The sequence below is a fragment of the Pantoea sp. EKM101V genome (assembly GCF_011800325.1).
Lineage (GTDB): Bacteria > Pseudomonadota > Gammaproteobacteria > Enterobacterales > Enterobacteriaceae > Pantoea > Pantoea anthophila.
Genome location: NZ_JAALFP010000013.1, coordinates 94237 through 116603, shown reverse-complemented (window position 1 = coordinate 116603; position 22367 = coordinate 94237). Strand labels below are relative to the sequence as shown.

Sequence of the window (22367 nt, the reverse complement as noted above, 5' to 3'; positions counted from 1 at the left end):
CTCAGACTCCCTTAAGGCACCAGGCCAGTTCACGCCCGCGCCGGTTATCCAGCCCCTGATTGAATACGCCTTTCACGTATACCCAGCGCGGCAGCTGGTAACACGCCTCGCGCCACTGGCCCTTTTTCAGCAGTGCCACCATCGTGGAGCCGCACACGTTGCCGGTGCCAACGTTGAACGCCAGCGACACCAGCGCGTCATAAACCTGCTGCGGCATGGAGACCGCCACGCAGCGCGCCAGTGCCGCCTCAGTGCGCAACACGTTGGTGATGAAATTCCCCGCCGCCTGCCGTTCCGTGATGGACTTACCCGGCACCACGCCGAAGGTGTTGCCGATCCCGTCGGTCCACTTACCCGCGTCGCACTGGTACGGCTGCAGGCGGCAGCCCTCATAATCGGCAATCAGCCGCAGCCCCTCCACGGAGGTGTGCAACTGCTGAAAGCCGGGCAGGGTGGCGGCCAGCGCCAGCACCACGCCCACGGCGCAGCGCTTAACGATCTGCAGATTCATAATCACCCCGCGTGATGCGCCCGCTCTGCAGCAGCTGATAGGTTTTGTGTTTGTAGTACCAGCTGATAAGCGCCATCAGCAGGCCGATGAATACCCCGGCCACGGTTGACATGTCCTTCAGGTCCATGCCGCCCAGCCACGCCATTACTACCGCCATGCACCAGGTGATAAAGGTGCTGATTTTTTCCCACATGATTCAGTCCCAAAGCTGGACGGCCTGCACGGTGGCCGTCGTTGTCACGTCCGGCAACTCCACCTCCAGCCCGTGCGGTAAGAGGGGGCCGTGCTCCGCCAGCCCCGGATTTGCCTGCAGTACCTGTTCCGTCATCCCCTGCGTGCGCCCGTAGTGACGCCAGCAGAGTGCGTCCACCGTGTCATACTGCTGCGCACGCACTTTCATCAGATAAGCTCCACGGTGCAGTGCGGCATGTCCTGCACGCGGCTGATGGCCCAGCGCGCATCGCGCCAGAGATCGCCGCTGGCATCATTCAGTTCTTCGCCGCGCTTAACTGCTGTCGCGGTGGCGTCAAAGTCCTGATAGCGCTCGTTCAGCACCGCGAGCGTCCAGCACCACACCGCATTCATGTAGTGATGCAGGCGCACGCTCTCACCGGCCAGCTTCTCCGCCGGAACGTCGGCCAGGCCGTTATGACCGGCCAGCTCCTGCCGCTCACGCCACGGGTAAAGCTCCGCGTTAACTTCCGCCATTGCGGTCAGCACCACCTGACGCAGACGCTCCGGCGTCACGGTGCCGTCAACGCGCATGACGCTGCGGAACTTCGCCAGATCGACATCCGGCCAGAATGAGTTATTGGGGATGATGTCCGGCGCTGCCGTCGCCTTCTGTGGCGCGATAAATTCCATTGCTCTGTTACTCCTGAATAGGTGGGCGGTGGACGGGGTTTTGATGCGGCGCTGCCTGTCGCCACCCCGTGCCGCCCCGCGCGTGGGCACGTCCGGTTATCAGCTGGCGTTACGGATCTTCCGCTCCAGCTGCTCAATGTCTTTTTTAACGCCGCACTTTTCGTCCAGCTGCAGGGCGCGCTTCAGATGGTTCAGCGCGGACGCCGCGCTGCTTTCCGTCAGCACCCAGCCGATGGACTTGTGCAGACGGGCGCGTGACTGATCGGGCATGTCGTGTGCATCCACCACCTCCAGCGCCTCAAGCAGCAGGGCCGGATCAAAAGGCGTCTTTGCCAGGATGGCAGCTTTTGCCGCGTCGGCAATTTCTTCGGCCAGTACCGTCGCCGTGGTGCGGCTTCCCAGCGGCATCGCCCAGCCGTGCTTCAGCGCGTGGCGGCCAATCGCGAGCGCACCGGCATAGTCACCGGCGTCAACGCGCCACAGCATCACGTACATCAGCACGTCGTCCTGCTGCGCGCCGTCAGCATTCAGCACGCCCTCAGCCCAGGCGGCGTACTTCGGCAGCACCTCCACCTTTATTTCGGCCTTTCGGACGTTGGACTGAATGCCCTTGAGGCGGCGGCGGTCTTCGTTCAGCTGCAGCAGCATCAGGTCATATCCCTTTGTGCTGCGGCCACTGCCGCCCGACCGGGCGGCCTCCTGTGCCTGAATAAAGCGCGTATGCGCGCGGAAAGGATTGGTCACGGGTTACGCTCCGGCGTTCTGGTCAGCACCAGCGCTGCCGGTTGAGTCACCCGCGCCGCTCATGGACTTCACCACGCTGGCCGCCACAGCGGCGATGCGTGCGATTTCCGCTTCGCTCATTTCGCCCGGCTCTTTCTCCGGCTCCGGCTCCAGCAGCTCGATGTTTTCCACCAGGCAGGTGCAGTCGTAGTCCTCAACCACGTAAGCCTCGTTAACCGACTCAAGGTTTTCGATGCGGTCACGTTTCGGGTTGTCGATGATCGAGCGGCGGCGGGTTTCTTCCTGCCAGTAGATGGACAGGTTATCCAGGCGGGTGATCAGCAGCGCATTCGCCGGGAAGTACGGAGCGCGGACCGCCTGCAGGCCGCCGATGCGCTTCTGGCTGATGATCAGATCAGCGGCCAGTGCTTCGGTGTTGGGCTGGCTCTGGTTGACCAGCGGGAAATACTTATCAGCCAGCAACTGGCGTCCGCAGATCACCACCAGTTCGGTGTCGTCCTGATACTGCACGCCGATTTTTTCCGACACCGCGCCCATCACAACCGCGTCCAAGTTACGGAACAGGCCGTTTTTACCCACGGTGATTTTGTCCGACACCACCTTGCCGTCGTCACCGATGTGCTGACCCAGCACCTGCACCGGTTTTTCCTGGCGGATTTTTTCCAGCCAGCCAATATTCACGTCCTGCAGCAGCGGGTTCTGCACGCGGTTGGAGGTCTTCTCACGCTTCAGGCCGTTGAAGCCGATCATGATGCGGTCCAGCGCCTGACGCTTCACGATGGCGTCACGGATGCGCACCTGGAAATCGCTGAACTTCGCCCACATGTCCAGCTTTGAATAAGGCAGCGCCGTGTCAAAGTTGGTCTGCGTGCATTTGTAGCCATCGCCGTCAATGTAGGTCGGATCGGTCGGCTCGCGCTCTTTCTGGGTGGTATCGGTGGTGCCTGCAATGGTGGTGCCGATCCCCAGCCCCAGCCGTTCGCCGCTCTGCTCACTGACCGGCATGATGTTGATGGCCTGCAGGAACGCGGACGACTCCTGAATTTTGCTTTCCAGTGTCTGCGACACGGACGGCTCAATGGTGAATTTGCTGTTCAGCGCGGACAGGTCAATCTTGTTGATTTCTGCCAGCACCGACATGTAAGCATTCAGCTTAAAACGGGTAGTATTTTTCATCGCTTCGCTTTCTCTGTTCGTTAAAAAAGTTTGCCGCCGCTGTATCAGCAGTCGGTGCGCACTTCGCCGCCGCTGCCGTTACCCTGCGTGCGCGGGCGGACCTGCTGGCGGCCATCTTCCCGGCTCAGCTGCTGCTGCAGTTCGGTGAAGTCCGCCTGCAGCTGTTCGCGCTTCAGCACTTCCTCACCCAGCGCACTGCTGAAATGCGATTTCAGGCTGTCGGCCTGTTCGCTCAGTGCCGTTTCAATGCGCGCGCTCAGGTCCTGCTGCTCGGTGGCAATCAGCTCAACCGCCTGATACACGTCGCTGAAGCGCGCCGCGTCGGTCTGCTGCTGTCTGCTGAACATCGCTTTGATGCGGGTAAACAGGGCGGGCTTTTCGTCGGCCACTTCCTCAAACTCGATCAGGGTTTCTTCAGCGGCAGAGAAAACGTTGTCAGGATGCTGCTTACGGTTTGCCAGCGGGTTCGCCCCGGCGCTGGCGCTGAACTGCAGCATTTCCGTGCCGAGGCTGGCCGGATCGTCGGTAACGGCCAGGCCAATCAGATAGGCCGCGCCGGTGTCCGCGAACTCCGGGCGGATTTCCATAGAGGTAAAGATTTTCTGCATGGTGCCGGTCAGCGTGACCAGCTCGTCAGTCGGGTTGATCAGGGCATACAGCCCCAGCTTGCCCTTCAGCGGACCGTCGCTGATTTCTTCAGCGTCCAGCGCTTCCACTACGCCAAAGCGACGGAATGGACTGTCTGCCGTGTAGCCCTTGATGTGCTCCATGTTGATCACGGCGGTGTACAGCTCAGGGCTGTAATTTGCCGCCATCTGTTCAAGCCAGCTGCGCTCGATGGTGCGCCCGTCCGTGGTGGCACCTTCCACCCCGATACGAAAACGCTTTGCTTTCTTTGCCATTGTCCAGGCTCCGGTCAGTAAAACTCTGTGAGGCTCTATGGTTGCGGCGGCAGGGGTATCGAAACAACGCGCGGACGTTGTGCGGGAAACCACACAATGAGGGATGGCGGAAAAGGAAGCGGCGGGGCCGTATTTTGGCTGCATGAACATGACACCCGCCCCCGACGACCTCGATCCCCGCAGGCAGGCTTTACTGCTGTACTTTCAGGGATACCGCATCGCCCGCATTGCTGAAATGCTGGGAGAGAAACCCGCAACCGTTCACAGCTGGAAAAAGCGCGATAAGTGGGGCGACTATGGCCCGCTGGATCAGATGCAGCTGACCACCGCCGCACGCTACTGCCAGCTCATCATGAAGGAGCAGAAGGAAGGGAAGGACTTTAAGGAAATCGACCTGCTGGCGCGCCAGTCCGAGCGCCACGCCCGGATCGGTAAATTCAGCAACGGCGGCAATGAAGCGGACCTGAACCCGAACGTGGAGAACCGGAACAAAGGCCCGCGTAAGCCACCGGAAAAGAACCTTTTCAGCGACGAACAGATTGAGAAGCTGCAGGAGGTTTTCCACGGCTCGATGTTCGGCTATCAGCGCCAGTGGTGGGAAGCCGGTAATAAATATTCGGTACGCAATCTGCTGAAGTCGCGCCAGATTGGTGCGACCTTCTTTTTTGCCCGCGAGGCGCTGATCGATGCGCTGACCACCGGGCGCAATCAGATTTTCCTGTCAGCCAGTAAGGCGCAGGCGCACGTCTTCAAGCAGTACATTATTGAGTTTGCCCGCGAGGTGGACGTAGACCTGAAAGGCGACCCGATGACGCTCAGCAACGGCGCGTGCCTGTACTTCTTAGGCACCAACGCCCGCACCGCACAGAGCTATCACGGCAATCTGTACCTGGATGAATATTTCTGGATCCCGAAGTTTCAGGAACTGCAGAAAGTGGCATCCGGCATGGCGCTGCACAAGAAGTGGCGCGAAACCTACTTTTCCACCCCGTCCAGCCTGACGCACAGCGCCTATCCGTTCTGGTCCGGTTCGCAGTTCAACAAGGGCCGGGCCAAAGCGGACCGGGTTGATATCGACCTCAGCCATCAGTCACTGGCCGACGGGCGCCTCTGCGAAGACGGCCAGTTTCGCCAGATCGTCACGGTAGAAGATGCGGTGCGTGGCGGCTGTGACCTGTTTGACCTGGAGCAGCTGCGCACGCGCTACAGCCCGGAGGACTATCAGAACCTGCTGATGTGCGTATTCATGGACGATCTGGCGTCGGTGTTCCAGCTGGCCATGCTGCAGAAGTGCATGGTGGACAGCTGGGAAGTCTGGACTGACTTTGAAGCGCTGGCGCTGCGGCCGTTCGGCTGGAAAGAAGTCTGGATCGGCTATGACCCTGCGAAGGGCACGCAGAACGGCGACAGTGCCGGATGTGTGGTCATGGCACCGCCTGCCGTGCCGGGCGGTAAGTTCCGCATCCTTGAGCGCCACCAGTGGCGCGGGATGGACTTCCGGGCGCAGGCTGACGCCATCAGGACGCTGACGCAGCAGTATAACATCACCTATATCGGCATCGACTCCACCGGCGTCGGGCTGGGCGTGTATGAGAACGTCAAAGCATTTTTCCCGCAGGTGAAGGAGTTTGTCTATAACCCGAACGTGAAAAACGCCCTGGTGCTGAAGGCTTACGACACCATCGCCAGCGGGCGGCTGGAGTTTGACGCCAGCCACCTCGACATCGCGCAGTCATTCATGTCTATCCGCAAGGCCACCACGGCCAGCGGCAACCGTCCGACTTATGAAACCAGCCGCAGCGAAGAAGTCAGCCACGGCGATTTAGCCTGGGCGACCATGCACGCGCTGGCAAACGAGCCGCTGCAGGGACAGGCGGCACACACGCAGAACATTGTGGAGATTTACTGATGAGCAAACGCAGGAACCGCACCCGCACGCAGCCCGTGCCGCAGCCGGATAACATGACCAGCGGGGCAGCGTCGGAGGCGTTTACCTTTGGCGACCCGATCCCGGTGCTGGACCGCCGCGAACTGCTGGACTACGTGGAGTGCGTTATCAATGATCGCTGGTATGAACCGCCCGTGAGCGTTGACGGGCTGGCGCGCACGTTCCGCGCCGCTGTGCATCACAGCTCACCCATCAGCGTAAAGTGCAATATTCTGGCGAGTACCTTTATCCCGCATCCGCTACTGAGTCAGCAGGCGTTCAGTCGCTTTGCGCTGGATTACCTGATTTTCGGCAATGCCTACCTGGAGAAGCGGACCAGCCGCCTCGGTAACGTGCTGAAGCTGGAGCCGTCGCTGGCAAAGTTTACCAGGCGTGGCCTCGATTTAGACACGTACTGGTATGCGCACTATGGCATTAACACGGAACCGTATGAGTTTGCGAAGGGCAGTGTGTTTCACCTGATGGAGCCGGACATTAATCAGGAGATTTACGGTCTGCCGGGCTACCTGTCGGCTATCCCGTCGGCGCTGCTGAACGAGTCGGCTACGCTGTTCCGCCGCAAGTATTACCTCAACGGCAGCCATGCGGGTTTCATCATGTACATGACCGACCCGGCGCAGAGCCAGCAGGACGTGGACAATATCCGCGGTGCCATGAAAAGCGCAAAGGGCCCTGGCAACTTCCGCAACCTGTTTATGTACAGCCCGAACGGGAAAAAGGACGGCATCCAGATCATCCCGCTGTCTGAGGTGGCGGCGAAGGATGAATTCCTGAACATCAAAAACGTGAGCCGCGACGATATGCTGGCCGTGCATCGTGTGCCGCCGCAGCTCATGGGCATTATACCCAGCAACACGGGCGGATTCGGTGACGTGGAAAAGGCAAGTAAGGTGTTTGTGCGCAACGAACTCATGCCACTTCAGAAACGCTTTGAAGAGCTGAACGCCTGGCTTGGAGAAGATGTAATCCGGTTTACAGAGTATCAGCTTGGATAAAAAAAGCCGCTTTCGCGGCTTTTTTTAGCATGTGGCCCAAGAATTGGAAGCCTTACTTTCAATCAAGGACTGAGGTGACTTTAGCTCATTGCTACGACGCTGAATGACCTTAGCAATACTTTTTAGGATAGCAGGAGAAGCATTCAGCACTTTTAGGCCATTAAGAACTTTTCTAGGGCCATGTTTTACAACGAGAACGCCAAAAATTTCGTCTGAATAAGACTCAGATAAGGATAGCACTCCATCCAAATCTAGCTTTATCGTATTGCCTTGGATAAGCAAGCTCTCAATTTTATGTCGCTGCGGTATAGCTTGGTTACGAGAAGCTAAGTCACCTTCTGGCAACTTATAGATCACAGTATTCATCAGCCCCCTCCTAACTCTCTCATGATTTCCAGTAGCTGCAGGTCATCTTCATCGTTATCATTATCGTTATCGACCGATAGGTCAGATATCTTAAATCTGCACGAAATTGCTACGCCCTGCCAAGGTACTCGCAATGGCGAGTAGCTTAAATCTTCACCATCGGCCTCTAAGCATACATCGCCTGTAGCTAATAGCAATTGACCCTTGTAAGTATTTACCAATTTCATCAAATGGGCCAAACCCAGACCTTGATGATTGTTTTCTTTTTCTTTTACAGAGACTCCGCTTCCAAACACACTGGATCCCATAAAATCAGGAGGCAATTGCTGGCCCCAGTCGTCTTGTAAGTCAGCATGCTTTGATGAGTTACCTTCTTTTATACACCACGCGATGGCGTCTTGATGCGACTCAATACCGTCAATTCCTGCACGCCTCAACTCACGTAGAAAGCCCATACCGCAATCAGCCAGAGCGAACTCAAGATAATGGTCGGTTCTACAAGTATGCGGTACAGCCCATTTCAGGGCAAAAGAGAAACCTGTTGAACGTCCATGTGACCAGACGTTGTCATGTAACTCACCTACAACATGGTTCAATTCAGTAATCCCTGATGGATAAACATCACGGTCAGGGAAAGTCAGCTGTCGGATACAGCTATTAATACTTGATGTTGCTGTATCAACAGCTTCAACGCTTTTTAAAGCAGTAACGAGGCTATAGTTTCTACCTACATTGACCCTTTCCTGGCCATATCGATCTTCGCCCCAAAGAGCCATCGGCATACCAATTGCCTGCATGTATCCCTCACCAGGCAGGGAACAATTTTCTTCAGGTATGCGGTTATGATTGATATAAGCAGCTAAAACAGCAATATAACCTGGGTGGCAATGGTCATTGGGCAGCTCTAATTTATTCAATGCCTTATTGTGAAATGCTGCGATCCGCTGAATGCCGTCTTTTAATCCTAATCCCATTGACCATGCCCAATCAGTAATTTTCCTCATGATATAGCCTTGCATTCCATGAAGCAAAAATTACCATATCTTTGCATAGTTGATAGTGACAGCGCGCGCTCGTAGCCCCGCCACGCCTGCCCGCTTTATGCAGTGGTTTTCATGCACCTGCATGACATAAACAAAAGCCCGCCAACACTGGCGGGCCTGAGCATCAGAGATCCTTTTGGGATCATGCGATTTCATGCAGCATGGTCATGCACTCACGGCTCGAAGTTCTGTTAGGCTTTTCATCACTCAGCCTGACTCATTGAAAGGCTGTATTCATGCTTTCGCAGACGCGCCATTAACTCATCTGTGAGTTCGGACACCCACTCAATTGCCATACGTTTTTCTTGATCACTACAATCGCTGACAGCAACAAGTTTTAAAAAAAAATCAATACGCTGAAGCTTCACCGACTCCAAAAGATAGTCCTGCATGTTCCCTCCTCTGCTTACAACTACTGTTTATGCATACAGTATAGAAAATCCAATCGGAATTGAAACTATTTTTATGTATCAATGGGATTGATCTGAACCTTGCCAGATCAGAATGGTTCTTCCTGTAATCTGCCGTTCCGGTGGAAAAGCCGCATTTTCGCACCTGCATTGAGGCTACAGCCCTTAAGCAACAGCCCAATTTCATATTCATCTCCGTTAAACCCCCTGGCTTTTAGTTCCAGCTCTAACTGTCGGCGCTCTGGCCCCGTACAGTTATTGACAGAACTCCAAGGGGCGGCAATGCCGCCAGAAAAATCAGCCTCCGCGGACGCTTCGGCCAATTTAGTGACCTTTTCCCATTTGACCAGGCGCGTCATGACTTCTGAATCTGGCACCATTGGCGAATAGATACCCTGCACCCGCTGAACATCTTCGCCGTACTCATTGCCCATTTCGGTAAGTTCGTAGCAAAGGCGGATCACTAAATCCTCACGCGCAACTAACGGCCCGCCCTGCGCCATCGTATAGGACGCCCAACAGCTGGCAACGGAAGCTGACGCCAGCACCGCATCCATCTGCTTATCTGGCAGACGTGCATCACCCATACGGCGCAGCTCACGCCAGACAGTCACAGGCGCACCACCGATCTGCTGAAACTGACGAATACGCCAGCGTGAAGCCCATGCTGAAACAGCCTTAGCCATATCGCGCATATTTGCGCCGGTTTCATCATCTTTCTCACCTTCCATCGCGTAACCGTCGATATTTTTTGAAATATATTTGGCGATATAGCCTGTCGCACTGCCCTTCTCAGGGTCGATTGGCTCAGCATGAAATCGTGCTTTCCGTGCCTGCGGCGTGGTCAGCTCCCCGCAATCCTCTTTGTAAGCCTGATCACGCATGATTTGCTGAACCCGCTGGACGTTTTCAGGACGCATAAACAGCAGCATGTGCCAGTGCGGCGTGCCGTCGTGGTGAGGTTCAACAACGCGAAAACCGAAGACATGAATATCTTCACGGGACAGTGCCGCGCGGATCCGCGCCCATACGCGGCAGAGATAACGTTGGGTGTCTCGCGGGCTAGAGCCGTTCCACTGAGAAACAAAGCCGCCCTGGCTGTAAACCGCGTGATAACGTGATGGTGCGGTGATTGTATAAAATTCACCTACGCAACCTGTTTCATTGGCGACATCCTCAAACCCACGCATTCTGGTCATTAATTCGCGGCGGCGTATTGCCGGATTGGACACGCTGCGGTTGACCATTTCATCCAGCGCAATACGGTCCCCGTCCTGATTGATGAGATCAAAGCGTTTGAAGAATTCACGGTTACGTTTTTTCTGCTCTATCCATTCGGCCAGCGTGCTGCGGGAAACGTAAGGTGATGCGGCTTTCTGTACCTGCCCAACCGCGATAGCCATGTGTTCACGCTGTAAATCTCGCATCTGCTTCAGGCGGCCACGCCACCATTCAGGAGCCATCATGCGAAGCAGACCAGACTGGGCTTTGCGCAGAGGCAATTCACCTTTAGCTGAACAGAACTCTGCCCAGTAAGGTGGCTGCGTTCCTGTCAGCGCAGCCAGTTCAGCGATGTAACGGTATCCGGTAAGCGTCACGGTCAGTTCGTCCGCCTCCTGTGGTATGGAGACCTTATCAACGAACTCAGCCAGACTTTGTGACAGGAAGGAGGCCATCTTGTAAGCCAGATCGCGAATGTCCTGGCGGTCTAGCGTCGGAAGGCGATCAAGCCTTTTGATAAAGGGCAGCTCAAACTGCGCAGCATGGTTCAGCCGGTAGCGGGTGCGTACAAGCTGCAGGCGTGGCAATACGCTCTGGCCAATGGTCTGGCGCAGAAATGTATTGGCCCGCCGACGGCCATGTTTTCCTGAAAGGATTTTTTGATAACGGTCAGCGAAGTACCCGGCCAGGTAGTCTGGCATGTCATGCAGGTATTGGCTGCGCCAGCTGTGATCGTCGGGGTTAGCGTTCCACAGCTTCAGCTCAGCCAGGGTCATGTTACGCGGCGTTATGACGCCATAATTCTCACGCTGCATTTTCAGGGCAGCGTGATAGTCACCATTAAACTCAACGGCGTTTACGGCAATATCGGTCACAGTGAAGCCACATGCTCAATATGCGGGACGAGAATGATCTTGATTGCGCACTTGCCTTCTTCGGCAGCAAGGCCGGACTTACTGCCGGCCCACTTCAGGATGGTGCTCATAACGCCGCCCCTTTGTAGTGCACGCTTTTCAGCTCACTGATCTGTTTGCAGGTCACGCAGAGGGAAACGCCCGGCAGTGCGCGGCGGCGCTGCTCCGGGATTTCTTCGCCGCACGTGAGGCAGAAAAATTCACTCGCCCCCGCAGGACGATGAGTAGCGTTAGCCAGATTGCGCGCCAGCTCTTCCTGCACGCGCTGCTGTACCAGATCCATTGAGTCGGCCATCAGTGCATCTCCTGTGCCTGGTTCTCAAAGCGCTCAGCCTCTTTGTCCAGCAGTTCGATAATTTCTGCTGCAGACATTTCCTGCTGGCGGATATGAATAGCCAGTGCGGCCAGGCGGATAGAAACGGACAGCGCATCATCACTACGCTGCTCATTTTTTGCCTTGCTCAGCAGGGCGGCCAGCGCGTCCTCATCGGCTTTAAAATTACGGGTCTGGATATTTCGCATTTCTCTTTCTCCTGAATTCGGGCAAAAAAATCCCCGGCGGGTTTACGCCATTTAATTCGTTGGGTTAATTAATTAGGTAATGTCAGATTCTTTGGAAATAAACTCACGACTGCTTTTAAGTGATTCATTGCGCTAATCAGCGCCGTTTTTTCGTCACTCGTCAGTTCACTGAAATCAACGCCGTGACGTTCTTTGCTGATATTTGCCAGGAAGAAAATCGCGCTTAGTGCGCGGCCATTCTGCTCAACCTTTTCATCATGCTTGTTACGCATAACTGCGATAAAGCGTTTGAGTTCATGACTGCAATCTCCGTACATCATGGTACGAAGCGCAGAGATATGATTAAGCGCACTGGCGCGCTGTCCCGCGTTCATCTGCACAGTAATGCTCTCAGCTTTGTAACCCATGATTCTTTCCTTTTTCCGGTTAATCCTGCCAGCAGTTCGGCCTGTGATATTGCCGGATGCCAGCGCTGACCTGTTTTAGTTTCAATCCAGCCATGCCCTAAATCTTGTAACTGAGGTGGTGGTGACTGTTGTTTCAAAAACCTTACAAAAACCTGCATAATCCTCACTCCATTATCTGTTACGACATGAGGTGCAAATGCTGAATGAGAAAGAAATAGAACGCTTCGAACTACTGGAGAAAGACCTTCAGCAACTCCGCTCCGAAGTTAAAATTCAAAACATGGTTATTTCAGGTCTTCTTAACGCTTACTTCACTAATAAAAAACATGATCACTCTCTTTTCTATTCTGCCGTTCGCAGTGAGTTAAACAAACTTCCGCCCGGCTCTGACAACCAGCACATTTTCATGAACGCCATTGAAAAATGGGTGAACAGGTACAACAATTAAATATATGTAAGAGGTGATACTTTATTACGTATCACTTCTTTGACTTCATCACCGCGAAACCTCGTACCATCTTTTAGAGTAAAGAAATAACTGCCATCACCTGAAATGGATGGAAAGCACAACGCAACATCCGAATCTTTAACCTCTGCGCGCTTACCCTGTAAATTAAATTGGTAGGTCAATACTTTGATCATAACTACCTCACACCATCCCTATAGATGCACCGATACCACTTAACACATCAGCAGTGCCCGAAAGCGCAGGGTTAGAATGCACTCGTGCCTGAACCGCCAGTGCTGCCAGAGTCAAGCAGCGGATCCCTGCGTGTACGTTCTGAACCAGACCACGGCGGCAGGATGCTGTTAATTGCTCCTGGCTCACTACGCCCGCAGCTAACTGCCCTACTTCGGCAGTGGCTTTCAGTACATAAGCAGGTAGATTCTCCTGCGCCATTTCGTTAACAGGTACGCATGGCAGGCAATGCAGCTGCGCCAGCGCGCCGTCAATCAGCGTTGCGTCTTCGGTCAGATCGGTCAGTATCAGCATTTCACGAACGGTTAACTGGTGAACCTGCTCCGGGTTGAGTTTGTTACGGATGGTCTGTGGATTCAGCCCGGCCTTGTTAGCCAAATGAATAATGTTGTGCTTCAGTGCAAACGTCCGACACGCATCATCGAAATGGCTATGTGTGGAGACTCGAAAATCAAACATGATAAATCCCTTCTGCTATCCCAATATGGATGCATCAAGCCTGCATTGTGATTTCACAGCCAGCGGCGGCTTCGATAGTGAGAGCAACCATGTTGATTTCGATAAGGCCGTTAAGCCCTTCTTTCTTCCTGATGGGCAAACGGTTTTCGCGATACATCTGGCGAACAGTGCCTTCCTTGTAACCTGTGCGGCGGCAGAACTCTTCTACGGTGATATAGGGTTCCGAGATCACGAGATTGATTGATGGGCGCATTGAAAGTTTACGGGTCATGATGCACTATCCTCTGTTGAGTTCTAGCCAACTCTATTCATCGCTATTAAACACGTCTTGATACGACGAGTGAATATTAGGATCACAAATTGGAAAGGTCAACGAAAGATTTTACGAGTCGTAAAGCACCCACTTTACCAGAGGGTGGTAAAGACCCCATTGAGCGCATCGTTCAAGCTTATGGCTTTTCATCTCGGCAGGCGCTGTGCCGCCATCTAGGCGTGTCACAAAGCACGATGGCTAACCGTATAATGCGTGGGAACTTTCCTGCTGATTGGGTTCTGATCTGCTCGATGGAAACAGGCACTTCATTGGAGTGGCTGACATATGGCCGCGGCGATTCGAACATCGCAAAGCAAGATGAAGCACCAACCAAAATCGAACTCAAAAAAATCACAAATGGGAATTTTACATCATCAGATTGGGTTGATTATGACTCTCAGCTCTTACCAAGTGATGTTAAAGCCCCTCAATTAGTTCATTTTGAGAGACAGAATTATCTGGTTGATATGACCGACGCTGAAATCACCGACGGGCTGTGGCTTATCGAGATCGATAAGCTCATTAGCGTTAAAGAATTATACCGTTTTCCCGGTGGACGCATTCGCGTCGAGAATGGCAAGGCATCGTTTGAATGCAAAGCAGACGATATTAAAGTTCTTGGAAAGGTTGTTGCTAAGACTGAGTATCTATAAAGGAATTTAGAATGGATAGTGCCGTTAAAAAAAATGAAGAGTTATCCACCTCAGATGTTGCAGAAAACACGAGCGTAGAATCTTTAAAAACATGTTTCGTAATAATGCCCATCGCTGATATGAATGGTTATGAAACACGCCACTTTGATCGAGTCTATAGCCATATCATTAAACCTGCCTGTGCTAAAGCAGGATTTTCCCCTGTTAGAGCGGATGAGATTAGTAGTTCAAATCTAATCGTACTTGATATTCTGAGAAGAATTGTTGAATGTGACATTGCCATCTGTGATTTAAGCGGAAGAAACCCTAACGTTATGTATGAACTTGGACTAAGGCAGGCATTTAATAAAAAAACTGTTTTAATCAAAGATGACAAAACTTTAAGCCCTTTTGATGTACAAGCTTTTAGATATTGCGAATATGACACAAGTCTCAGAATCGACAATGCATTTAACAACATATCATCAATCGAAAAGGCATTAAAATCCACTTATGCGGCTGATGAAAGTGATGTAAATTCAATTGTTCAACTACTAAAAATACAACCAGCACAAGTTGGTGAGAAAACAATTTTAAGTTCAACTGACACTCTAATCTTAGATGCCATCAACGACTTAAATAGTCGTTTTAACAGCCTATCGGATAAAAAGACGCTGTCACAAAAAATAATAAATTTAATAGATGGCCCCACAAAAACGGGAGAAACCTTCCTGTATCAAATAAACACTTACAAGCGAGATGCATACTATAGAAACTCGTATTTTAAAGGTGGAATTTTTTTAGGTGACTATGTTGGGATAGATAAAGATCCATTAGGGAAACTGTGTCACGTTTTTAAAAATAAAAACAAACTTACTTTTATTGAAAAAGAATCTCCTGATTTAGATTTAATAACCGAAGATATGGATTTTTAATTAACACTATGGCGATAAGCAAATTACCCAACGGAAAGTGGCAAGCGCAGGTTTTCCCGAACGGCCGTGACGGCAAAAGGATACGCCGCCAGTTCGCCACTAAAGGCGAAGCGCAATCTTTTGAGAAGTTCGTAAAAGAGCAGGCTCAAAATAAGCCCTGGCTGGGAGATAAAGCAGATAAGCGGCGGGTGATTGAGCTGGTTGAACTGTGGTTCAACACGCATGGCATTACGTTGGCGGATGGCGAGAAGCGGCTAACCACAATGGCGTTCGCCTGCGAGGCGATGGGAAACCCACTCGCAACCGAGTTTAATGCGAAAATCTTTGCGTCTTATCGCGAGCAGCGGTTAAGCGGAAAGATCACTCGCTCCACTCGTGTGAAGACAGTTACGCCTCGCACGGTCAATTTAGAGCTGGCGTATTTTAGGGCTATGTTTAACGAGCTACGCCGATTAGATGAATGGACCGCACCGAACCCGTTAGAGAACGTTCGCGAGTTTAAAATTAGTGAATCTGAGATGGCGTATCTCACCATTGAGGAAATCAGAACCTTACTCGCCCAATGTGAGAACAGCCGTTCTAAAGATTTAACTACCATTGTGAAAATCTGCCTGGCAACTGGCGCTCGATGGAGTGAAGCCGAAGGCTTGAAAGGCAACCAAATCCGCGCCGGTCAGATCATCTACGTGAAAACTAAAGGCAAGAAAAACCGCGCGGTGCCGATAACTGAAAAATTACAGGCTGATCTGCCATCGAGCAGAAAAACGCAGTTGCTCTTTAAACCATGCTATTCAGCCTTTAGAAAGGCCATGCAACGCGCTGGCATCGAAACACCTGCTGGGCAGCTTACGCATGTTTTGCGCCACACCTTCGCGTCTCATTTCATGATGAACGGTGGCAACATTCTTGTGCTTCAGAGGATATTAGGGCATACAGATATTAAGGTAACAATGAGGTATGCACATTTCGCACCAGACCATTTATCTGAAGCAATGTCACTTAACCCATTAAATTTAATTAGTTAGCAATATGATCTGCTTAAAAAACACCTTATTCATTCTACTGTCGTTTAACAATACATGAAAAAACCCAGACGACATACAACTAAATTCTTTAATAAAAATCACACAATACAATAACCTCAAAAAAAGGGATTTATTTTGGATATTGAAAAAATAACATCGTCAAAAATTAATATTTCAGTTGAATATTATGATGATAAGCACAAATTACTCCTCAATGATACCAGTAGATATGATAAGGTTTTCATTGATAACATGAACAAAATAGTATCCAAGGGAATAGTAATTACGGGGGCGGAATTTTTAATTAATTCATTGTTTTTCAAAAAAGCACTAAACCAAAAAAATATACTAAAAGAGATGATTTGATCAATGCTATAGATTGTGCCGTGCAATATTTCATTGACGATTTGGAAATAACTAACAATTCATTACGCGTGCAAGAAAATTCTAGGCCAGAATCCGCAATTCTAATGAAAAGAGTTGGTGAGTCAATTGGTATATCAGTCATCTCTAGAATAATTGGAGCTAATGAAGCAGACTGGTCTGTAATTCCCGAATTAAATATTAAGGCCTTTGATTTTAAATATGCCATAACAGCTAAGGGGGTAGTTCAAATTGAAGCCAAAGGATCTAGTTCGGATGATGTTAGCTCCAAAAATGATAACATATACAAACACGCAAGCAATATAGGTGAAAAAAAGAAAGTAATGTATTCCGATAGCAATCATCCCTATGTCGGGGATTTTAATTACGGTACGATCGCTCATTGCCCTCAAGGTAGGGAGCAGAAATTGAAATGCTATCTACTTGATCCTCCCTCTGGTTCATCTAATATTAACTTACAAGAAGAGAAGTTATCAAAAAGGCTTGGTTTTTATTATAAAGTAATGAATTTCTTATCTCCTGAGTCAAAATTACTTGATTTATTACGTGATAGAATCATTGACTTTTCTAAGAACAGAGTGAAAATTACTACAGCGGACAAACTCCCCTACTATATTAAAAATAATGAAGATGGAAGTTTTGATAAAAGTTTCTTTTTGCACAAAAGAACTATCGAACTAGGTAGAAATAAAATATCTGGCGACTGGTTCTTTCTCAAGAAGAATTATATTTTATTTATTGGAATGAAAAACTCCATTATTAATGACATCGTTTCACAAGATGTTGATTCCTTGTTGAGTCTCAAATATGGAATTTTATCGAAAGATAAAGAAGTAACTTTCAATATAGTAACTAAGTATCAAAAACAACAATTTAAGAAGCTAAAAATAGAAAACGAACATATTGGTGAATCAACATTTTTCAAATCTAAAGGTAACATAACTCTTTTGGAAAGCGGAATTGCAATAGGTATTTTGAAGTTAATAAGATAATAATATCTATCAGTATGCTCATGCTGTCATATTAAGGTAGGAAATTAATGAAAAGTTACTTTCCGTCTCAATATTTTGGCAGCAAAGTGGCAGCAGAGCACAACTCTATGTGCCACTTTTCATCACTATTCGGCCTGAAGAAAACATAAAAATCAGTAAGTTACTGATTTTCAAAACTTCAAATTGGGACTCATAATCGCTTGGTCGCTGGTTCAAACCCAGCAGGGGCCACCAAATTTTAGTTTTAAAATCATGTAATTAAGCCACCTATATCCTGGTGGTTTTTTTGTTTCTGCAAATTAATGCCCCCCTTTTGTCCCCCCAAATTGTTTCTTTAACTTCACAATTGCATGCAAGAACGCCAAACTCAGTGAAACTTAAACACAGCTCTTCGAATCCGCATCCTGTAACCTCATCACTTCCTTGCTCGTTATCGAGCCTTGCTGAACTGTTCAATTTTTGTGCTTACTATATCCGAGGAGTGTAGCCTCATCCGGCCTTTTCAGAAGGGTGATATCTTCAGGAAGAAATTCACTTCCTCCTTCTGTTTTGTCAGTTAATACCAGGTTTTCCCCTTCTAACTTTACGTCAACAACTGCAAATAAATATTTTTTACCCATAATAATTTCATAGACATATCCAACGCCCGAATTTCTAAAGGGTTGTTTGTATCCTTCTAATAAGAAGTAATCAGTAATGTGTGGTGTTGCTCGAATGAAATTCCTGATAGCTGGAGTTGAAATTACTCCATCGAATTTACCATTATAAATATTCAAATCCATTGTTATTTGATCATCGTTTTCTAACCATTCATTTGCTGAAATTGAACCTTCATTGTCACTTTCAGTCCGTGATGGCCAGGAGCCACTCATTGATGGCGTAGATAAATACCACTACTCAACCAGATTATAATTTTCTTAACTAAATCTGAGTCTACTGTCGAAATTGTAAAATAGCCCCAACAATAGAAGATGATCAACGCGATAGGCATTGTGCTCTGTGATGCGGATAAAGAGAGTAAGCAGGCCAGTGTTTATGTGACCCATTATCTTCAGCCTCAGGTGGCTCAGCGTGAACAGTCGCGCATGCTGCTGGCCGGCTCTGCAGCTCAGCAGGTAATGACAAGTGGAGAGATGCTGCTGACACATTTTAGCCCGAACGAGGAGCCAGAAGATCATGAGCATTCGCTTTTTCACGTGACCTGGCGCGATCAGAGCAAAACCCTCACTATCCTGCCACTGGGTTTTACCCTAAAACGCTGGGGGTGCTGAAACTGGTTCAGTGCCAGTTCAACAGTTTTACTGCAGCCAATCTGCGGTTGTTGCAGCAGATTGCTGAGCGTATTGCGATTGCGGTAGATAATGCGCTCGCCAGTCAGCAGATTAAGAGCCTGAAAGAGAAGCTGTTGCATATTTTACAGGAGCAGGAGTTCGAGCGTGTCGGGGGAAACAGGCTGATCCCGGTGGATGTAAGATTGATCGCCGCCGCCAATCGCGATCTTCGGCAGATGGTGGCAGACAGAACGTTCCGCGCGCCCTGTGGGCTGGCCTGCCAGATAATTTCAGCACATCTGTAATAATTCATCATGCATGACGCGCTGCTTTTTCTATTACACCAATGAATTCACAGAACATCAGATTAAATCTGACTGATAACGTGAAGCTCTTCTGTTTATAGTTTTTCCGGTGATATTCACTGGGGATCGGCAAGACGGCTGGTTCAATAATCTGCCTGCGCCCTGTTTAAAAAAGAGACCCAGGGCGTACTTATTATGCTCAATACTACGATTTACCCGCGGATGGTAGCGGTTATGAATTATTGATACAGAAAAAGGTAAATCAAACACTAAATAAAAACCCTGATATCAGACAGTTACTCTAATAAAGAGGGAACCATTTTAGCCAGCTGACGATAAATTGACTCACTCATAAATGTAAAAATAAAAAACAAATGATGCAAAATGAGGACAAATAAGTGATTCCAGTCATAAGAAAAAACTTTATTTATGTATAAAAAAATATATTGTTACACCCCGCAAAACAGCTTATTACAGAGAGAAGATTTTTCCGTTATTCATCGCCAGGCCAGCCCGATAAAACTCAGTGAGCCGGGGTACAGTTTTAAAGATTATTTAATTCACCACGATTTTCAGTCAGGCAACGTTTCCCGGTTCAGGCATAGGCGGAAGGATTTCCGCAGGATGGTAAATGGTATTATTTAACAGACCCTCTTTTCGTCCATGTAGCATTAGTCGCTTAAGGTGTCGGCCTGGAGGTAAAGAACTCAGCGTAATGCAGTGGCGCGCTTTTAAAAGGCATCAGCTTCATAACGCGGGTATAACAGCAGTAAAAATGCTTTAACTAACCGAAAATACATTAAAAGGAATTGAAATATGCGTGATTTAACTCTGTGTGAAATTGAAACCGTAAGCGGTGGTGAATTTGTCTCTACCATTGAAGGGGCGCTTGAAGGGGCTATCTGGGGCCTTATCGAAGGTCTGGCAACGGGTGTCACGGTCGGTGGAAGTGCAAGCCGCAGTGCTGTATTCGGACCTATTGCTCAGCTCTGCGGTGCGGTCCTGGGCGGCGTCATTGGCCCGGTCGCATGCGTCATTATGGGTGCCTTGTGGGGAAAAGATGCTGTCGCCGCATACGCTGCTGACTTCCGCGTCAACTACGGTACCAGCGGTTCCCAGTTGCTGGTATAACAGCATAGCCCGTTATCACCGATCAAATAAATGCTGACGTTAATCCTTACCCCTCCCGGATAAACTCAGCCTTTAAGTTTTGCCGTAGCGAATGGCAGAAATTGACCGCTGAAATAACGGACTCCAAAAATCCCTGCCCTTATGCTGACATTCGTTGTGATCGAATCTATCGAAAACAAGCGCGTTAAACGCCGCTGATAATGATGCTGATTTAAGGGCGGGGATGGCATGATGCCGATTAACGTTATCCCCGACGCCCCGATCGCTGACAGGCGCATTCACCACTCACCCAGAGCATACCCCACCTCTTGCGCATTAGCAGACAGGATTGCTTACGCTCCCCAAAACTGTCCGCGCTTAGACATCTTTTTTTTTAAATAAATCTATTTCAGAGGAGGTTGTCATTACCATTTTCTCCCTGCCGTTAATTTTCAATTATAAATATAAGGTTAAGCAGAAAAAACTATAACCCATCAAACATGCTATAAACACTCACCTTCAAATGAAGACAATTTTACTTATTCGTTAACTAGGCCATTAATAAAAATTTATGTTAGCCTGACCTTCCTGAATTAAAATTAAAAATCAGGAGAAGGCGATTAACCAGCGTAATTAGCTTAAGGGATAAGGATATAATACGTCTCTTATCTTTTATCACTCTGCACGCTGATTAACCCGCACAGCAAAGAGAGCGTACGGTCTGTTCAGATCTGCTCATTATAACAAATCTGATAAGAGAGATAATATGAGAAAATTATTATTAAGCACTGCAATTGTCGCCGCGATGACTACCGTCAGTTTTGCGGGTCACGCTACAGAATCTGCGACCCTTTCCATCACGGGTACAATCACTCCAGCCGCCTGTGGTGTGGCATTAAGCTCTGCAAGCATTGATCTTGGCACCATCGCCGCAGCGACGCTGCTTAAGGACAGCAATGTTAAACAGGGCAACACCGTTACTCTGAATGTGGATTGTGAAGCGCCTGTCGCAATCGCCGTGCAGACCACAGATAACCGTGCGGCAAGTGCCATGACGCTGGCGAACATGTCTGATGAGATGAAAACCTCCGTTTCAGGCTTATCAGATGCACACATATTCGGCTTAGGGACAGACAGCGCTCAGGGACATGTGGGGGCGATGGCACTGGCAATTACTGACGCAACCGCCGACGGTGCAGCGAATACCAATGTGCTGACCAGCAGCGATAAATCGGCATGGTCTCTCACTCATGTGACGGCTACAGCACCCGCAACGCTCACCAAAAACGGCTATTTTACCCTGGCGGCTGATGCCAATAGCACCACCCCGGCAGCCATGACTAAAGCCTCCTATTCCATTGCGTCAAGGATGATTCTGAAGAAAGCGGATGCCTACCCGAGTGGGGAAGAAGTGCCTATTGACGGTAACGTCACCTTCTCTGTGGTTTATCTGTAATTTTTCATGATTGTCAGCGAAGGCCGTCCGGCCTTCGCGTTTTAAATACAGGGTAAAAATAAAATGAAAATAATTCTCTCTGTTGCCATTCTCTTTTCTTTGTCTGTATCCGGCGTATTTGCAGCCGGCATGAAGCCTGAAGTACCGGCTTTATTTCTTGATGACCAGAATCGTGAAGTGACGGTTAATGTCCTGAACACAGACAGGGATACGGCGCTGCTGCACAGTAGCCTGCAGACAATTCCTGAAGACCCTGAAAACCGGCTGATTATTACCCCTCAACTGGTTCGTGTCGATGGAGGGAAAAACCAGCAGATCCGGGTGGTGTTAAAAGAGGGTGTCAGGCTGGATACCCAGAAGATGCAGCGAATTAATTTTGTCTCTATCCCGCAGGATGATGGTAAAAAGAATCGCGCCCGCATTCTCATTGGCCAGAATATTCCGGTCATTATCTCCCCCGCCAGCCTGCCGGTAAACACCGCGCCCTGGACAGGGCTGACCTTCCATCTTTCAGGTGCCTCTCTGCACATTGAAAATCCGACACCTTATATCGTCAGGCTCACCAGAGAGATTAATTTACTGCCCGGCAAAGAGTCGGTTGAACTGAAGAATTCCTACATTCTTCCGGGTGAAAAGTTTGATGTGGCTCTGCCTGCTGCCTCCGCGAATAAGGTGAAAGCCCTGCTTCTGCACCCCGTCACCCGATATGGAATTTTAACCGCCCCTTTTAATGTGCCGCTCTGAGTCCGTTCACCTTTATCC

General features: G+C 49.8%; 29 protein-coding genes and 1 pseudogene. 12 read left to right on the top strand and 18 right to left on the bottom strand.

Annotated features, from left to right (window positions below; translation table 11 throughout):
- Nucleotide 1 precedes the first annotated feature (1 nt).
- The 7 genes from HFD92_RS18465 to HFD92_RS18435 all read right to left on the bottom strand — a co-directional run bounded on the left by HFD92_RS18465 (nucleotide 2) and on the right by HFD92_RS18435 (nucleotide 4197).
- Nucleotides 2-511, bottom strand: coding sequence for a lysozyme (locus tag HFD92_RS18465; RefSeq protein ID WP_167429457.1), 510 nt, complete (start codon nucleotides 509-511; stop codon nucleotides 2-4).
- Nucleotides 492-704 (bottom strand): HP1 family phage holin, encoded by a 213-nt coding sequence (locus HFD92_RS18460; protein ID WP_167429456.1) that lies wholly within the window; start codon nucleotides 702-704, stop codon nucleotides 492-494. Before HFD92_RS18460 ends, HFD92_RS18465 begins: the two co-directional genes overlap by 20 nt.
- A gap of 3 nt (nucleotides 705-707) precedes the next feature.
- Nucleotides 708-911 (bottom strand): tail protein X, encoded by a 204-nt coding sequence (locus tag HFD92_RS18455; protein ID WP_010248731.1) that lies wholly within the window; start codon nucleotides 909-911, stop codon nucleotides 708-710.
- On the bottom strand, nucleotides 911-1375 hold the full coding sequence (locus tag HFD92_RS18450) for a head completion/stabilization protein (protein WP_167429455.1): 465 nt from the start codon (nucleotides 1373-1375) through the stop codon (nucleotides 911-913). Before HFD92_RS18450 ends, HFD92_RS18455 begins: the two co-directional genes overlap by 1 nt.
- Before the next feature lie 99 nt (nucleotides 1376-1474).
- A complete protein-coding gene (gpM, locus tag HFD92_RS18445) occupies nucleotides 1475-2119 on the bottom strand; it encodes a phage terminase small subunit (protein ID WP_167429454.1) in 645 nt (214 codons plus the stop codon).
- Between the two features lie 3 nt (nucleotides 2120-2122).
- Nucleotides 2123-3295 (bottom strand): phage major capsid protein, P2 family, encoded by a 1173-nt coding sequence (locus HFD92_RS18440; protein WP_167429453.1) that lies wholly within the window; start codon nucleotides 3293-3295, stop codon nucleotides 2123-2125.
- A 44-nt stretch (nucleotides 3296-3339) separates the two neighbouring features.
- Nucleotides 3340-4197: a GPO family capsid scaffolding protein gene (locus HFD92_RS18435; RefSeq protein WP_167429452.1), complete on the bottom strand. Its 858-nt coding sequence runs from the start codon at nucleotides 4195-4197 to the stop codon at nucleotides 3340-3342.
- Nucleotides 4198-4339: 142 nt separating this feature from the next.
- Between HFD92_RS18435 and HFD92_RS18430 the strand changes: the two genes are divergently transcribed.
- Both HFD92_RS18430 and HFD92_RS18425 read left to right on the top strand, forming a co-directional pair.
- On the top strand, nucleotides 4340-6106 hold the full coding sequence (locus HFD92_RS18430; protein WP_167429470.1) for a terminase ATPase subunit family protein: 1767 nt from the start codon (nucleotides 4340-4342) through the stop codon (nucleotides 6104-6106).
- Entirely contained in the window at nucleotides 6106-7140 is a 1035-nt protein-coding gene (locus HFD92_RS18425) for a phage portal protein (RefSeq protein WP_167429451.1), read from the top strand. Before HFD92_RS18430 ends, HFD92_RS18425 begins: the two co-directional genes overlap by 1 nt.
- Before the next feature lie 24 nt (nucleotides 7141-7164).
- On the opposite strand, the gene HFD92_RS18420 is transcribed toward HFD92_RS18425, so the two are convergent.
- The 8 genes from HFD92_RS18420 to HFD92_RS18385 all read right to left on the bottom strand — a co-directional run bounded on the left by HFD92_RS18420 (nucleotide 7165) and on the right by HFD92_RS18385 (nucleotide 12181).
- Entirely contained in the window at nucleotides 7165-7506 is a 342-nt protein-coding gene (locus HFD92_RS18420; protein ID WP_167429450.1) for an STAS-like domain-containing protein, read from the bottom strand.
- On the bottom strand, nucleotides 7506-8510 hold the full coding sequence (locus HFD92_RS18415) for a hypothetical protein (RefSeq protein ID WP_255461732.1): 1005 nt from the start codon (nucleotides 8508-8510) through the stop codon (nucleotides 7506-7508). Before HFD92_RS18415 ends, HFD92_RS18420 begins: the two co-directional genes overlap by 1 nt.
- 242 nt (nucleotides 8511-8752) lie before the next feature.
- Nucleotides 8753-8941, bottom strand: a complete 189-nt coding sequence (locus tag HFD92_RS18410) for a hypothetical protein (RefSeq protein ID WP_167429449.1) — start codon at nucleotides 8939-8941, stop codon at nucleotides 8753-8755.
- A gap of 107 nt (nucleotides 8942-9048) precedes the next feature.
- Nucleotides 9049-10995 carry a replication endonuclease gene (locus tag HFD92_RS18405; RefSeq protein WP_167429468.1) on the bottom strand — a complete coding sequence of 649 codons (1947 nt, stop codon included), beginning with the start codon at nucleotides 10993-10995 and terminating at the stop codon, nucleotides 9049-9051.
- Between the two features lie 166 nt (nucleotides 10996-11161).
- Nucleotides 11162-11389, bottom strand: coding sequence for a TraR/DksA family transcriptional regulator (locus HFD92_RS18400; RefSeq protein ID WP_167429448.1), 228 nt, complete (start codon nucleotides 11387-11389; stop codon nucleotides 11162-11164).
- Entirely contained in the window at nucleotides 11389-11616 is a 228-nt protein-coding gene (locus tag HFD92_RS18395) for a DUF2732 family protein (RefSeq protein ID WP_167429447.1), read from the bottom strand. The genes HFD92_RS18400 and HFD92_RS18395 overlap by 1 nt, the downstream gene beginning before the upstream one ends.
- 68 nt (nucleotides 11617-11684) lie before the next feature.
- A complete protein-coding gene (locus tag HFD92_RS18390; protein ID WP_167429446.1) occupies nucleotides 11685-12023 on the bottom strand; it encodes a DUF5347 family protein in 339 nt (112 codons plus the stop codon).
- A complete protein-coding gene (locus tag HFD92_RS18385) occupies nucleotides 11987-12181 on the bottom strand; it encodes a phage filamentation protein Fil family protein (protein WP_167429445.1) in 195 nt (64 codons plus the stop codon). The genes HFD92_RS18390 and HFD92_RS18385 overlap by 37 nt, the downstream gene beginning before the upstream one ends.
- Before the next feature lie 38 nt (nucleotides 12182-12219).
- Between HFD92_RS18385 and HFD92_RS18380 the strand changes: the two genes are divergently transcribed.
- Nucleotides 12220-12471, top strand: a complete 252-nt coding sequence (locus HFD92_RS18380) for a hypothetical protein (protein WP_167429444.1) — start codon at nucleotides 12220-12222, stop codon at nucleotides 12469-12471.
- Between the two features lie 201 nt (nucleotides 12472-12672).
- On the opposite strand, the gene HFD92_RS18375 is transcribed toward HFD92_RS18380, so the two are convergent.
- The gene (locus HFD92_RS18375) at nucleotides 12673-13182 is read right to left on the bottom strand and encodes a phage regulatory CII family protein (RefSeq protein ID WP_167429443.1); all 510 of its coding nucleotides are present in this window, start codon (nucleotides 13180-13182) and stop codon (nucleotides 12673-12675) included.
- A gap of 34 nt (nucleotides 13183-13216) precedes the next feature.
- Nucleotides 13217-13453, bottom strand: coding sequence for a hypothetical protein (locus HFD92_RS18370; protein ID WP_034911927.1), 237 nt, complete (start codon nucleotides 13451-13453; stop codon nucleotides 13217-13219).
- An 89-nt stretch (nucleotides 13454-13542) separates the two neighbouring features.
- On the opposite strand from HFD92_RS18370, the gene HFD92_RS18365 reads away from it, so the two are divergent.
- The 5 genes from HFD92_RS18365 to HFD92_RS18345 all read left to right on the top strand — a co-directional run bounded on the left by HFD92_RS18365 (nucleotide 13543) and on the right by HFD92_RS18345 (nucleotide 17463).
- Nucleotides 13543-14148 (top strand): phage repressor protein CI, encoded by a 606-nt coding sequence (locus HFD92_RS18365; RefSeq protein ID WP_167429442.1) that lies wholly within the window; start codon nucleotides 13543-13545, stop codon nucleotides 14146-14148.
- A gap of 11 nt (nucleotides 14149-14159) precedes the next feature.
- A complete protein-coding gene (locus HFD92_RS18360; RefSeq protein ID WP_167429441.1) occupies nucleotides 14160-15062 on the top strand; it encodes a hypothetical protein in 903 nt (300 codons plus the stop codon).
- Nucleotides 15063-15070: 8 nt separating this feature from the next.
- Nucleotides 15071-16087 carry a tyrosine-type recombinase/integrase gene (locus tag HFD92_RS18355; protein WP_167429440.1) on the top strand — a complete coding sequence of 339 codons (1017 nt, stop codon included), beginning with the start codon at nucleotides 15071-15073 and terminating at the stop codon, nucleotides 16085-16087.
- Nucleotides 16088-16222: 135 nt separating this feature from the next.
- Nucleotides 16223-16453 carry a hypothetical protein gene (locus HFD92_RS18350; RefSeq protein WP_167429439.1) on the top strand — a complete coding sequence of 77 codons (231 nt, stop codon included), beginning with the start codon at nucleotides 16223-16225 and terminating at the stop codon, nucleotides 16451-16453.
- The gene (locus HFD92_RS18345) at nucleotides 16450-17463 is read left to right on the top strand and encodes a hypothetical protein (protein WP_167429438.1); all 1014 of its coding nucleotides are present in this window, start codon (nucleotides 16450-16452) and stop codon (nucleotides 17461-17463) included. Before HFD92_RS18350 ends, HFD92_RS18345 begins: the two co-directional genes overlap by 4 nt.
- Nucleotides 17464-17915: 452 nt before the next feature.
- Here HFD92_RS18345 and HFD92_RS18340 read toward each other — a convergent pair whose 3' ends face one another.
- Complete coding sequence (locus tag HFD92_RS18340; protein ID WP_167429437.1) at nucleotides 17916-18335, bottom strand: hypothetical protein; 420 nt, start codon at nucleotides 18333-18335, stop codon at nucleotides 17916-17918.
- Between the two features lie 102 nt (nucleotides 18336-18437).
- On the opposite strand from HFD92_RS18340, the pseudogene HFD92_RS21885 reads away from it, so the two are divergent.
- The 4 genes and pseudogenes from HFD92_RS21885 to HFD92_RS18315 all read left to right on the top strand — a co-directional run.
- Nucleotides 18438-18997 (top strand): annotated as a pseudogene (locus HFD92_RS21885) (sigma 54-interacting transcriptional regulator); the annotation flags it as partial.
- Nucleotides 18998-19855: 858 nt separating this feature from the next.
- Nucleotides 19856-20170, top strand: a complete 315-nt coding sequence (locus HFD92_RS18325) for a hypothetical protein (protein ID WP_111208129.1) — start codon at nucleotides 19856-19858, stop codon at nucleotides 20168-20170.
- 745 nt (nucleotides 20171-20915) lie between these two features.
- Nucleotides 20916-21605 carry a DUF1120 domain-containing protein gene (locus HFD92_RS18320; protein WP_167429435.1) on the top strand — a complete coding sequence of 230 codons (690 nt, stop codon included), beginning with the start codon at nucleotides 20916-20918 and terminating at the stop codon, nucleotides 21603-21605.
- A gap of 63 nt (nucleotides 21606-21668) precedes the next feature.
- Nucleotides 21669-22349 (top strand): fimbria/pilus chaperone family protein, encoded by a 681-nt coding sequence (locus tag HFD92_RS18315; protein ID WP_167429434.1) that lies wholly within the window; start codon nucleotides 21669-21671, stop codon nucleotides 22347-22349.
- Nucleotides 22350-22367 lie beyond the last annotated feature (18 nt).